Here is a 12048-nt window from a genome sequence, read left to right as displayed (position 1 = left end):
TTTTATCTTACAAACAGGCAAAAAGTTCTTTTACTTGTTCAAAATTTACACATGGATTCCCTCGAAATACGTATGCGATTTGTTCATTACCGAGATTTTCATATACAACTGTTCCGCGATCAGGGTGCGAATAAAACTCTAACCCGTTTATAATTTGTTTTGGGCCATAGTTCATTATCCATGAAGAAACAGGATAATACGCTTTGTTTTTATGTCCACAAACCCAAAGTGCATATAGTTTATTATCTTCGTCCCAGTATACATACTGCGTTTCATCATTTCCAAAACCGACCGATTCAAGTTTCCAACTTAGCTTTTTATGAATTGATAACTTTACATAGCGTATGTTATCTGGATCATTCCACTCACGACATCTTCCTATCTCGCCCATTTCACCTCTCTTCGCTTGAAAGCTTAATAAGTGAAATGGTGTATGTAATATCGTTTTCGCAAACTCTGTATGTACCGGTTGTAATCCGAATAGAAACCTTTCCATTTCGCCTTGGTTTACATATCCATGATCAACAGAAATTTCAACTTGTGTTTTCCATGTAGATGTGACGTAACTTTCTTTTCCTTTATAATTTACACCTTTCCAATACACAAGCTTTTTATATTGAAAACAATCCCCTTTTGCTTGAGAAATACAGGTATCTGGAAATACTGGCTCCATTATATCGAGAAAAAACTCTTTTACCCGAAACATTCCAGTTGGAGTAACAACTTGAAACCAAAAAGTTTCCCACTTTTCACCTTCATAACGTTCTGAAACCTTTTCAACTTTCCAACCTTCTAACAATACATGTGGATACAGTAAAACGAATGAATGCATGGATTGTTTTAACATATATAGTCCCCTCCCGCTATATGAGTTCGAGAGTATACATCATTCATCCTTCTAAAACTTCCTCACATACCGCTCAGTACAACTTAGCAGCTGACATCCGTTCTTTTCAAAAACATCCTTCATCCACTCATTTTGTACATTTGCCTCACCGATATAATAAGAGGCACCTATTTCCTTTAAGACAAACATTGCCCCTGTAAAGAATGCTGCTTCATACCCTTTATTTCGCATATTTGGAGCGACTGCGAAATACATGAGTTTTCCTTCTTCTAACGTACCTCTCTCAATATGCGGGATTACAATTCCGATCGGCTCTTCATTAATACTCGCGGTTAAACAATGTTCTTTCCACTGCTCCCCGATTTCTTGTAGCATCATATTTACAAATTGATCGTAAGTGACTTGTTCTTCCGTCATTTCACTCCAAAGAGAATAAAAAGTATCTTCTCCTACTTCTTCAATCAGCTTAAAATCAATTTCACTTTCTACATCTTCTACTTCATATATATCCTTACATACAATCCTGTTTTCAGTAACATATTCAAATGAATGCGTTTCGAAACATTTCTTATACACATCATAATTTGGACTTTTTGAAGAGATCTCAAATTGTAAGTTTTCTATTCCCTCTTTTTCAGCCTCAGTAACGCAATATTGCATTATTTCTTCTAATTGCGCTTCTGTAAAAGGCTCTGCATTATTTTCTTTTATCATGATAGAAGAAGCATTTCTTCTTATTTTAAAGTTTTTTTCAAACTGTTCTATAGTCGTCATATTCTTCCCTCATCTATGTCATAATCGAATTTCTACTTGTTCTCCTTGCATGAGCAGGATTGTCCTTGAATATATAGAATACTAGAAAAGATCGCATCTTTAAAGTGCGGAGGAGGTTCTCCATTGGATATTACAGCGCTGCAACAACAGTTAGAGCTTATACAACAAAATGACTATACGCAACTGCAACATATAGATATAGATGAGTTAACGCTCAATATGCTTCAGTTTATCGGAACGACTGATAGTTACGTTCGTTACCAACTTATCTATAAATGTTTTGCTCATTTTATTCATCATGAATTCCTTATGGATGATCAATTGAAATTGCTTTTACATACTTGTTTACGTGATGAGTATTTATATTGTGACATTTACTCCCCACATACAGATGGGGTTTTCACACGTTCTTACACTGTTTCGCTACTTGCGTTAATACTCCAATTCGCTAATTCGCACTACTTTTTTACAGAGGAGGATATCGAAGAAATAAAAAACAAACTCATTACATACACAAACTTAGAAACAGATTTTCGAGGCTATATCGAAAATAAAGGATGGGCTCATTGCCTTGCCCACGTATCTGATGCCTTTACTGAAATTGTTCACAATTCTTATACGACCTTTGAATGGTATGAAGAATTAATTCATTGCTTATTAAATAAAATCTTCATTCCATCTGACCTTTTTCATAATAACGAAGATGAACGAATTGTTACGCCATTACTAGCAATGCTGTATCATGACTTTCCGCAAGACGAGTTAATTTCTATTATTCATAAAAAAATAAAAAGGCTTCCCCAAATTAGAAAACGCCTTTCACTTAATGAGTATTGTATTTTATGTGCCAACATTAAAACCTTTTTACGCACTTTATTTTTCAGAACGAAAGATGATCATAACTTAGCCTTTACAGCACGTAAAACAGAAAGAATGTTAAAAGAACTTCCTAATTACTATTAAAAACAAGGAGTCAAAACATGGGTTATATTGAAGACATGAGAAATTTAGTAGGAAATCATCCACTTATTTTAATAGGTTCGCACGCCATTATAGTAAATGAAAAAGGTGAAGTATTACTGCAGCTCCGCACAGACTTTAACCGCTGGGGCATTATTGGCGGCGCTTTAGAATATAACGAAACATTAGAAGACGCTTTAAAGCGAGAAGTATATGAAGAAACTGGACTTATTATTAAAAATCCAGAACTATTCCGTACATACTCTGGACCAGATTACTTTCAAATCTATCCAAACGGCGATCAAGTACACGGTGTACTCGTTGTTTATATTTGCCGTGAATTCCACGGTGAGCTTGTATGCGATCATACGGAATCGAAAGAACTACGCTTCTTTCCACTTGATGAGTTACCTAGTAACCTTCCTCCTGTTATTGAAAGAATTATTCAGGAGTTTCAGCAATCCAATTTATACGTGAAATAGAATGGCTCTTCCTTTCATTTTATATAGCAATATAAAGACCTCATTTCTCGTCATGATAACGCGAAATGAGGTCTTTATCGTTTGCCGTAAATAAAACGTTAGATCGTTATCTCAATCTGATTTCCTTCAGGATCACTTACTACACTTTCATAGTAACCATCCCCTGTAGTACGCGGGCCGTTTAACACAGGGTATCCCGCTTCTCTTAATGTATTAGTTAATTCGTTCACTTTTTCTTTACTACCTACAGAAAAAGCAATATGCGCATATCCTATTGTTTGCGTTTGTACTTTCTCGTCTATCCCTACCTGTCTCATAAGTTCTAGACGCGCACCACCTTCAAAAGTTATGAAATAAGATTCAAACTGCTTTTTCTGATTGTGATATAAGCTATTTTCTTCACCATTAAAGTACTGTTTATAGAAATCACGCATTCCTTCTAAATCATTCACCCAAATTGCTACATGTTCAATTTTCATAATCGCCATCTTTTCTTTTATGTTATTCAACTGACAATTGGATGCTTCATTGCCAGCACATTTAATTTTCTTTATTTGTTTTCGTAATCATAAGATCCAGTCCAAGGCTTTTTAACCCATACAAATAATCTTCTTTCCAATTACTCACTGTTATTTTCGGAATATGTTCCGCCGGAATGTACTGCGGACAACTTTTTACAATTTGATCTATTACAAATTGGTTCACTTCATCATCACAGAAGATGAATCCATGAGGGTTAATAATAGCGATACATGTAGCTATTAAACGGGTAATAGCATCTATATTATATTTCTCTGGATTATTGGAATTTTTAACTTCGTCTTCACTTCTCAAAGCTTGCAAGAAATTTTTATTATCGTACTGCGGGACGAAAGATATCTCTCCTGAGAAAAATGTACTTCCGCGTACGACATCTCCATTTACCATAATCCCCGCACCTGGGCCATTTTGACCTGAATATAAATATACAAGAGAGGAATTGTCGTTATTTCCAGTTCCTTTATAATAACCGAGCACTGCGGCATTCATATCGTTTTCTATTACTACAGGTATAGAAAACAGATCCTCCAAATGACTTTTCAAATTAAAATTTTGGAACTTTTCATAACCAGGTATATAAAAAATTCGGCCATTATCAACCGAACCGGGCACACCAATTGATATAGAGCTTATTTTCGGGAATGTAGCTATAAGACTTTCAATATGTTTAGATAATAGATTCACGCCAGTGTCAACTAATACACTTGAAGTACTTCCTTGCTCTTTTACTTCCCCTAAACAGTTAAAAATTGTATAGTTTGTCTCATTTTTTTCTAAAAATATCGCTAAACCTAACATATATTCCGGATTATAAGCATATCGTTTCGCTCTTCTTCCACCACTTGAATCATCTAGACCGACTAAAGTGACTTCACCGTCTTGTTTCATATTTTCTATAAATTTACTTATCGTTGGAAAACTAATTTCTAATGTATTACTAAGTTCAACTTTCGTTGCACTACCTCGCTCTAGAAGAGCTGTACGAATGCCGCGAAGAATCGTCTCTTTAATCGATTTTTGAGTAACAAATTGTTCACTCAAATCGCTCACCACCTTAATCAACATACTTATTAAACACTTTTAATAAGTTGCGTTGACAATATATCATACATCATTTTCTAAAGCAATAGAGATGATATATTTCTACTAGCGGCACTCCGTATTTAACTCGATGTATTCTCTCTCGTAACAGACGATACAATTCCAGACAAGATAACAAATAATAAAACAGCTAGCAAGGCATTACCTATTCCGAACGCTTCTCCAAGTATGCCTAAAAATGGTGGACCGACTAAAAATGCTATATAATCGATGATAGAAACTGCAGCAAACCCAACACTTGGCAAAGTAAATAAGAGGAATAGAGCGTTTCGAGAGGCAAGTAATGTCTTTATACGATTGTTCATACTATCTTTAACGCCTTCCACATTGTCTATACGATAAGACACCTGTTTATTCATGTACCCGTAAAAAACGATTTCTATAAGTCTATCGTTTTAATAACTTTGGCTGGGTTACCACCAACAACTACATTATTAGGTACATCTTTTGTCACAACTGCCCCTGAAGCAATTACAGCGTTGTCTCCAATTGAAATACCAGGGTTAATTATAGCTCCCCCGCCAACCCAAACATTGTTACCAATCTTTACAGGCTTTCCATATTCTTTACCAGAATTCCGTTCCACCGGATGTAAAGGATGAGTGGCCGTATAAATATGGACACCAGGTGCAAACATACAATTATCACCGATTCGAACTTCACAAACGTCTAAAATAACACAATTAAAATTTGCGAAAAAGCTCTTTCCAACATGGATATTGTAGCCGTAATCACAACGAAAATCAGGGTTAATGTGGGTTTTCCCATCAGCTGAAGAACCTAAAAGCTGATTTAATAACGTAAAACGTTGTTCATCTCCTGTCTCCATCGCCTCGTTATAAAGGCGTGTTAAACGTTTTGCCTCCACCCTATCAGCCACTAATTCTTCATCATCCGCAATATACATTTCTCCTGCCAACATCTTTTCCTTCTCCGTTTTCATACAATCATCTCCTTTTTATTATATGGGGTCCACTTATTAAACGACTTTAATAAGTGGTTTTAATTATACTTATTAAACACGTTTAATAAGTAACCCTATATTAGCATACTTTTTCATATATGCAACTAATAAGTTTGAAAAAGAAATGCGAACTCCTTACTTCACCTAATGATATTACTTGGTGGCATTTAACTAATATCACGCACTATACTTTGTTTTTCATTAAAACCGTTGAGACTCAAATTCTCTCCTTTAGGGGCTATACTATACATTTATTAATGAGCACACCAATATGCAAATCAATTGTTAATAAAAAAGAGCTAAAACAGATAATACTGTTTTAGCTCTTTTTTTCACGTATTCAACTTAACAAATCGATAACCGTGCGTAACCAACACTTTTAATATCGCATATCCTGGGATCGCTAAAATAATCCCCATAATTCCAAATAAATTTCCGGCAGTTAAAATAATAAAAATGATAGTAATTGGGTGAATATCTAGCTTTTTCCCCATGACCTGCGGAGAAATAAATTTACCTTCTGCTAATTGCACAACCATCATAACAATAATTACCTTTAAAACCATCCCTGGCGAGTCAATAAACGCGATAATTAATGCTGGTGTAATTGCAATGATTGGTCCTACGTATGGAACGATATTTACAATCATCGCTAAAATAGCGAGTAATACTGCATATTTAATACCAATAATAAGGTAACCGATTAATAGCATAATACCGATAAACAAGCTAACGATAATTTGACCTCTAATATACGAGCTAATCGCATAATGCATATCATCTAGTATTCTCATCGCTGCTGGGTGTCTTTGTTCTGAAATAAACTTTAAGAAGTGATTCGGTAATTGCTCACCATCTTTTAAAAGATAGAACAATATAAACGGAACCATTACAAACGTTAAAACGACCTCTGTAACAGTACTTAAAAATCCAGTTACATTTCCTGTTACTGATGATAACGACTTCGTAAAATCAACTGTGTAGTCTTTTACCATACTCGCTACATCAATATTTAAATTCTCTTGAATTTTGCTTAGTAAATTACTTTCCCCAAATCTACGTGCTGCTCGTTCAATTTCATGACCGAAATACGGTAAGTTATCTATCAACGCATCGATTTGATCTTTAATAATTGGGATTACTGTTACAACTAAAAATACAAATAATCCTAGTACTATTATATATATAGAAGCTATTGATACGATTCTTGAAACACCTTTCTTTTCTAAAAGCGAAACGAATGGATGCAATATATAAAATAGCACGCCCGCTAATAATACTGGGAAGAAAATTGTTTTTAAAAAGACGATAAACGGTGTAAAAACAAATGATATTTTTGTTAGTAATAAAATATTAATGAACAATAGTGCAAACCCAAGTAACACCGCTAAATAATTGTGTTCTCTAAAAAACCTTTTCAGCTTATCTCTTTTTCTTATATTTATTTTTTCCAACGAAACCACCTCTTCGAATGATGAAAAGCCCTTAGTCAGGGCTTTTCATCATAATCTATATATCTATTTCTTTGCAGCTTTCACTACAAATGATACAATAAGAATTAAAACGATTGCTCCTAATAATGCTGGCACAACATGAATCCCACCAAAAGATGGCCCAAAAGATCCAAATAATCTACTGCCTAACGAAGCACCTAATAAACCTGCGATAATATTGCCGAACATACCACCTGGGAAATTTTTACCCGTTATAGAACTAGCAATTGCACCTATAATAGCACCAACTATTAATGTGATAATCCATCCCATTTTTAGTCCTCCATTTCTATTATGGTGTATTTCTTTTTGATACTAAATTATTATGTAACTATTATAATTATTATATCCAATAAAGAAAAATGTTGTCAAATCTATGAAAATAAAGTCTACAAGGAGGTTTTACCCTATGATTCAAAAATTAATAACAATTTCTCACAACACGGCTACTTCTATTTTAAATATTCAAATACCCGCTTATGAAATCGAGGCAAAATATATAAATAGTACAGCTATCCCTCGCCTTTATGATACTGTAGCCGATATTCAATCATGTGATGAAATTTTCTACGGCTATTTTTATGAAGATACACTTGCTGGGTTTATTTCTTTTAAAATGGATGAAGAGGAAGTTGATATTCATCGTTTAGTCGTATCCCCTGATCATTTTCATAAAGGAATTGCTACAAAACTACTACTTTATGTATTTGACATGTTCTCCCCTTCCAAAACATATATTGTACAAACAGGGAAAGAAAATACACCTGCTCTGTCTTTATATAAAAAACATGGCTTTATTGAAGTAAAGGATATCATATTACCCGATGGAGTGGTTTTAACCTCACTTAAAAAATCAGAAAACAACAAATAGTTTGACTCATCAATTTATTTATGTTATCTTTTACTTTATAAAACCTTTTGCTGAGTCCGAAATTTGGAGCGGGGGAACCATTTTTGTAGCTTTGCTACTTGGGGCGAATCTTTTTTAAGTAGGGAAACTCTCACTTCCCGAGTCCGACAGCTAACCTCGTAAGCGTAATGGGAGAGGAAGGTGCTTTTTGCCTATGTTACACATTTTGCCTCCTTAATTATAAATGTGGGATCGATACCAAATAGTCACCTATATTTATAGAAAAGGAGAAATGTAAAATGTTACGTTTATCTGATCACGCTATAAAAATGATGGAGCAAAGACTTCGACTCGAACAACACCGCACATATCAAGCAAATAAAGTTGTAGATAACTTACATCACAAATACTTCTTTCAGCATATTTTTCAACCGAAAAGATAAAGAAATGGTTCATTTAACATCAAAAACACAAGGTGTGTCTAAAAAGACATTCCTTGTGTTTTTGATATTTCTTATACTATTCTCACTACGTTTAAGCTTGCTATAAGCAAATATATACATTCTTATAATCATACAAGATTTCAAAAGAAAAAATTAAATAACCTGAGTCCATATAAATTTAGAACTCAGATTGCTTCGTTATGTTTTTTAATTATGGTTTACTTGATAGGAGTCACTGCAGTGTTAACTCTCCCCTCTACTTAGTAATAAACCGATTTACTTTAATTACATTTTTCATTTCAATACGTGGTGTTACACCCTGAACCCAATCTAGGTCAAATCCAAGCCAATCTTCTTCTGAGCTTTTTAACCAATTAAAATCAAAAATATTGGACCATGAAGATATCATTTCTTCTTCAGAAAATCCGTCTTCTTCTAATTGATTATATTCTTCTTCTGTCTGAGTTAATAGCCACTTGTTTAAAACACAATGCCAAGAGTCAAAACATGACCAAAGAATATCCTCATCTGGTATGTCTAATGTAATGATAACACCTTTTTGACCTTTAGGTAGCATCCCTGGTCGGTTCTGATCTGGTCTTTTATGCCAAAGCCATACAGGATAAGTTGAACCATCATAATTAGGAAGCCTTTCTTTCATTTGCTCCATCATCCAAGCATATGAAGATTTAAATTCTGGCCAAACATATTTTTCATTACCGCTATAAAAACCGTCTTCTCGCATTTTTCTATATATATGAAGAGGTTTAACTGTGTGTACTATCAAACAAACACTTCCCATCTAACTATTAATCATCTCTTATTATAATACACACAAAAAAATCAACCCATCAAACAAGACGGGTTGACTATATAGATTTTACAATGGGCTCCTTTTATAATATATTACTTTCTCGCCTTAATAATAAAAGTAGTTGGCACCATTCTAGCTTTATATAAAGAATAATATTTCGTAGAAGGTTCCGCTAATTCTTCAGCAAATGAGCTAGCTGGTTCAGGCTCTTCAATCCTCTCAATTGTAAAACCAACTCTATTTAACTCATTTATGTATGTACTCATTTTTCTTTTATATAACGTTGCTTGTACATTTTCCCCTTTAAATGTTTCAAACGTAATAGGAGTTTCCTCATGATAAGACGAGCTTAAAGCAATCTCCTCTGTTCCATACATTAAGTTTGAATATACGGGATGCTCCCAGCTAAAAATAAAACTTCCTCCTGGCTTTACATATGAATAAATTAGTTCCAACGTTTTTCTTAAGTTCGAAGTCCAACCTAATGCATAAATGGAATATACAATATCAAAATATTCTTTCGGAATATCTCCTTCTTCTTCCATCGCTCCGCATACTAACTTTGGATTCCAACACTTTAACGTTTCATTCGCTGTTTTAATTTGTTCACTTGAAAGATCAAGACCCCATACTTCCTCTGCCCCGTGCTCTGCCATATATTGCAACGAATGCCCACTTCCACACCCAATATCAAGAACCTTTTTATTTCTGATTGAATCGAACAAATGAATCTCATCTTCAGACGCTGTATACGGACCATATTTCGGTAAACAATCCACTTGAAAGAAATATGGTGCAACTGTATCCCAACACTTTTTATTTAAAGCTAACATCTGTGTACTTTTCATATCCTTCATTCCCCCATCCTATTTTCTTCCCCTAATATTAATTACACATCATAACCCGATCTCCCTTTTCTCTTCGCCCGGTAATTTTTCACTTTCGCAATCGTTCCGCACGCTCTTCCTCCTTCTTCTCCAGCATACATACCACACCATCTTTTGCTTCCATTTCGCGAATGATCATAAAATACCCACCGACAATCTGGACATGCTTTTAACCTTCCCCACAAATTTTCTTGAATTAACATTAACACAATGCTTAAGACTTTTGTATATACATTCTCTTCGTGCACAGGCCTATATGTAATACCTTTCATATCTTCCTTTACCTGTACATGAAATGGGTATTTCTCTAACCATTTTTGCAACGATCCTTCGCCTTCAATTGCCACCCGAATATCTTCTCGAAAACCTTTTAATTCCTCTATCGTATGAAAAGGGAGCTCTTCATGAAAATATTCTTTCATAAAGAGCTTTATATCTTCTTCTGTTTGCAGCAAATCAATTGGCTCTCTCGTATCGTTTGGTACTTTCCATGTATTTAAAAATTCCCGAATATATTCTAGTTCATTTGGTGCGTTCTGATTCAATTCCATTCACCTTCTTCTTAAAATTTACTTTTTTCTGACTTTATGTATAATTATAATACAAAACAGTTAACCATCAAAATATTTTACTGGTTACAATATTAGGAGGAGTTTTATGAAAAGTTTCTCAATACCGATACGTTTCATGCTTATTTCTTCATTTTTTATGTCTTTTGGATATTTTGCAGTATACGCATTTTTAGCTATTTATCTATTAACCTTTCTCCATTTTTCAGCTGTTCAAGTAGGAACAGTGTTGACGGTTATGACAATCACATCAAGAGTTATCCCATTATTTTCAGGATTAATTGCTGACAAAATCGGCTATATCATTATGATGATAGCCGGATTATTTTTAAGAGGAATCGGATTTATCGCTTTAGGAATATGTTCTGATTTCTATACAATTTCTATTTCTTCTGCACTTATTGGCTTCGGAACTGCATTTTACGAACCTGCTGCTCGTGCCATATTCGGCTCACAACCAGCTCATATGAGAAAAAATTTATTTACACATTTAAACCTTAGTTTTAATTGCGGTGCAATAATCGGACCAATTGCAGGAGGGTTCTTACTTTTACTCGATCCAATCTATGCTTTCTCTCTAACAGGATCTCTTATGCTGTTATTCGCTTTTATCTTTTACTTACTTAAAAATCACTTCCAAGTCACTACTGAAAACACGTCTATTACATTAGGAATACAGGCCATCTTACAAAACAAGTCTTTCCTTCTGTTTTCATTTATCATGATTTCCTTCTATATTATGTTTACTCAGCTTACTGTCGCACTTCCACTTCATATGAAAAACATTAGTAATAGCAACCAACTCGCTACATTAGTTATTACGATAAATGCAATAACAGGCGTCATATTTATGGTATTATTCCGAAAACTATTTCACAAATACAACACACTTTCGATTATTAAATATGGTGTTTTATTAATGAGTATTTCCTTTTTACTCATTCCTTTATTTCAACACCCATATTGGCTATTTATTTGTGTAATTTTATTTACAATCGGTGAAACACTCGTATTACCTAACGCTGATATCGCTATTTCAAATTACAGTAATGAATCATATACAGCTACTTACTTCGGATTTTATCAACTATCACTCGCATTTGGTTTTATCATCGGCAATTATACCGGTACATCTTTTACATCCAACTTAAACGGAATGTATACACCATGGCTTATTTTTGGCGGAATAGGGCTTATTGGTTTTATTTCACTACATATTTTAAATATTAAAAAAGGAGACTCTAAAGAGGATGGATATATACCTATGTAATACAAGCAACCTATAATGAAAAAGATTCGACCGTCATATGTGACAGTCGAATTT

Annotated in this window: 17 protein-coding genes and 1 riboswitch; of the genes, 6 read left to right on the top strand and 11 right to left on the bottom strand. The window is 34.2% G+C overall.

Annotation, left to right across the window (positions count from 1 at the left end; genetic code table 11):
- Positions 1–7: 7 nt before the first annotated feature.
- Both QCI44_RS11025 and QCI44_RS11020 read right to left on the bottom strand, forming a co-directional pair.
- A complete protein-coding gene (locus QCI44_RS11025; protein ID WP_016087027.1) occupies positions 8–847 on the bottom strand; it encodes a hypothetical protein in 840 nt (279 codons plus the stop codon).
- A 51-nt stretch (positions 848–898) separates the two neighbouring features.
- Positions 899–1621 (bottom strand): GNAT family N-acetyltransferase, encoded by a 723-nt coding sequence (locus QCI44_RS11020; RefSeq protein WP_016087026.1) that lies wholly within the window; start codon positions 1619–1621, stop codon positions 899–901.
- Between the two features lie 123 nt (positions 1622–1744).
- Here QCI44_RS11020 and QCI44_RS11015 point away from each other — a divergent pair, with 123 nt between their 5' ends.
- Together QCI44_RS11015 and QCI44_RS11010 are read left to right on the top strand one after the other, a co-directional pair.
- Positions 1745–2584 (top strand): DUF2785 domain-containing protein, encoded by an 840-nt coding sequence (locus tag QCI44_RS11015; protein WP_016087025.1) that lies wholly within the window; start codon positions 1745–1747, stop codon positions 2582–2584.
- Positions 2585–2601: 17 nt separating this feature from the next.
- A complete protein-coding gene (locus tag QCI44_RS11010) occupies positions 2602–3063 on the top strand; it encodes an NUDIX hydrolase (RefSeq protein WP_016087024.1) in 462 nt (153 codons plus the stop codon).
- 98 nt (positions 3064–3161) lie between these two features.
- On the opposite strand, the gene QCI44_RS11005 is transcribed toward QCI44_RS11010, so the two are convergent.
- The 6 genes from QCI44_RS11005 to QCI44_RS10980 all read right to left on the bottom strand — a co-directional run bounded on the left by QCI44_RS11005 (position 3162) and on the right by QCI44_RS10980 (position 7434).
- Positions 3162–3542 (bottom strand): VOC family protein, encoded by a 381-nt coding sequence (locus QCI44_RS11005; RefSeq protein WP_033659732.1) that lies wholly within the window; start codon positions 3540–3542, stop codon positions 3162–3164.
- Between the two features lie 61 nt (positions 3543–3603).
- Complete coding sequence (locus tag QCI44_RS11000) at positions 3604–4644, bottom strand: ROK family transcriptional regulator (protein WP_016087022.1); 1041 nt, start codon at positions 4642–4644, stop codon at positions 3604–3606.
- A gap of 122 nt (positions 4645–4766) precedes the next feature.
- A complete protein-coding gene (locus QCI44_RS10995) occupies positions 4767–5009 on the bottom strand; it encodes a hypothetical protein (RefSeq protein WP_223261030.1) in 243 nt (80 codons plus the stop codon).
- Between the two features lie 74 nt (positions 5010–5083).
- On the bottom strand, positions 5084–5647 hold the full coding sequence (locus QCI44_RS10990) for a maltose O-acetyltransferase (protein ID WP_000845606.1): 564 nt from the start codon (positions 5645–5647) through the stop codon (positions 5084–5086).
- Positions 5648–6000: 353 nt separating this feature from the next.
- A complete protein-coding gene (locus tag QCI44_RS10985) occupies positions 6001–7122 on the bottom strand; it encodes an AI-2E family transporter (protein WP_016087020.1) in 1122 nt (373 codons plus the stop codon).
- A gap of 63 nt (positions 7123–7185) precedes the next feature.
- Complete coding sequence (locus tag QCI44_RS10980) at positions 7186–7434, bottom strand: GlsB/YeaQ/YmgE family stress response membrane protein (protein ID WP_016087019.1); 249 nt, start codon at positions 7432–7434, stop codon at positions 7186–7188.
- A gap of 136 nt (positions 7435–7570) precedes the next feature.
- Here QCI44_RS10980 and QCI44_RS10975 point away from each other — a divergent pair, with 136 nt between their 5' ends.
- The 3 genes from QCI44_RS10975 (at position 7571) to QCI44_RS10965 (ending at position 8718) form a co-directional block, all read left to right on the top strand.
- A complete protein-coding gene (locus QCI44_RS10975) occupies positions 7571–8032 on the top strand; it encodes a GNAT family N-acetyltransferase (RefSeq protein ID WP_016087018.1) in 462 nt (153 codons plus the stop codon).
- A gap of 38 nt (positions 8033–8070) precedes the next feature.
- Positions 8071–8213, top strand: a riboswitch (cyclic di-AMP (ydaO/yuaA leader).
- 97 nt (positions 8214–8310) lie between these two features.
- Positions 8311–8454, top strand: a complete 144-nt coding sequence (locus tag QCI44_RS10970) for a hypothetical protein (protein WP_000945246.1) — start codon at positions 8311–8313, stop codon at positions 8452–8454.
- Between the two features lie 48 nt (positions 8455–8502).
- Entirely contained in the window at positions 8503–8718 is a 216-nt protein-coding gene (locus tag QCI44_RS10965; protein WP_082181487.1) for an IS3 family transposase, read from the top strand.
- Here the strand turns inward: QCI44_RS10965 and QCI44_RS10960 are convergent.
- The 3 genes from QCI44_RS10960 to QCI44_RS10950 all read right to left on the bottom strand — a co-directional run bounded on the left by QCI44_RS10960 (position 8711) and on the right by QCI44_RS10950 (position 10700).
- Positions 8711–9241 (bottom strand): DUF3841 domain-containing protein, encoded by a 531-nt coding sequence (locus QCI44_RS10960; protein ID WP_033659733.1) that lies wholly within the window; start codon positions 9239–9241, stop codon positions 8711–8713. The two genes, QCI44_RS10965 and QCI44_RS10960, sit on opposite strands and share 8 nt — an antisense overlap.
- A gap of 119 nt (positions 9242–9360) precedes the next feature.
- Complete coding sequence (locus QCI44_RS10955) at positions 9361–10116, bottom strand: class I SAM-dependent methyltransferase (RefSeq protein WP_016087016.1); 756 nt, start codon at positions 10114–10116, stop codon at positions 9361–9363.
- Positions 10117–10157: 41 nt separating this feature from the next.
- Complete coding sequence (locus QCI44_RS10950) at positions 10158–10700, bottom strand: CGNR zinc finger domain-containing protein (protein WP_353811121.1); 543 nt, start codon at positions 10698–10700, stop codon at positions 10158–10160.
- A 112-nt stretch (positions 10701–10812) separates the two neighbouring features.
- Between QCI44_RS10950 and QCI44_RS10945 the strand changes: the two genes are divergently transcribed.
- The gene (locus QCI44_RS10945) at positions 10813–11994 is read left to right on the top strand and encodes an MDR family MFS transporter (RefSeq protein ID WP_016087014.1); all 1182 of its coding nucleotides are present in this window, start codon (positions 10813–10815) and stop codon (positions 11992–11994) included.
- Positions 11995–12048 lie beyond the last annotated feature (54 nt).

It is taken from the genome of Bacillus cereus group sp. RP37, from assembly GCF_040459695.1.
Classification (GTDB): Bacteria; Bacillota; Bacilli; order Bacillales; family Bacillaceae_G; genus Bacillus_A.
The sequence above is the reverse complement of the archived record's forward strand: the minus strand, read 5'-3'. Positions and strand labels throughout refer to the sequence as shown.

Bases quoted from the DNA above. Each gene is read 5' to 3' on its own strand.
- QCI44_RS11025 (WP_016087027.1), bottom strand. From the start codon at position 847: ATGTTAAAACAATCCATGCATTCATTCGTTTTACTGTATCCACATGTA.
- QCI44_RS11020 (WP_016087026.1), bottom strand. From the start codon at position 1,621: ATGACGACTATAGAACAGTTTGAAAAAAACTTTAAAATAAGAAGAAAT.
- QCI44_RS11010 (WP_016087024.1), top strand. From the start codon at position 2,602: ATGGGTTATATTGAAGACATGAGAAATTTAGTAGGAAATCATCCACTT.
- QCI44_RS11005 (WP_033659732.1), bottom strand. From the start codon at position 3,542: ATGAAAATTGAACATGTAGCAATTTGGGTGAATGATTTAGAAGGAATG.
- QCI44_RS10995 (WP_223261030.1), bottom strand. From the start codon at position 5,009: ATGAACAATCGTATAAAGACATTACTTGCCTCTCGAAACGCTCTATTC.
- QCI44_RS10990 (WP_000845606.1), bottom strand. From the start codon at position 5,647: ATGAAAACGGAGAAGGAAAAGATGTTGGCAGGAGAAATGTATATTGCG.
- QCI44_RS10980 (WP_016087019.1), bottom strand. From the start codon at position 7,434: ATGGGATGGATTATCACATTAATAGTTGGTGCTATTATAGGTGCAATT.
- QCI44_RS10975 (WP_016087018.1), top strand. From the start codon at position 7,571: ATGATTCAAAAATTAATAACAATTTCTCACAACACGGCTACTTCTATT.
- QCI44_RS10970 (WP_000945246.1), top strand. From the start codon at position 8,311: ATGTTACGTTTATCTGATCACGCTATAAAAATGATGGAGCAAAGACTT.
- QCI44_RS10955 (WP_016087016.1), bottom strand. From the start codon at position 10,116: ATGAAAAGTACACAGATGTTAGCTTTAAATAAAAAGTGTTGGGATACA.
- QCI44_RS10945 (WP_016087014.1), top strand. From the start codon at position 10,813: ATGAAAAGTTTCTCAATACCGATACGTTTCATGCTTATTTCTTCATTT.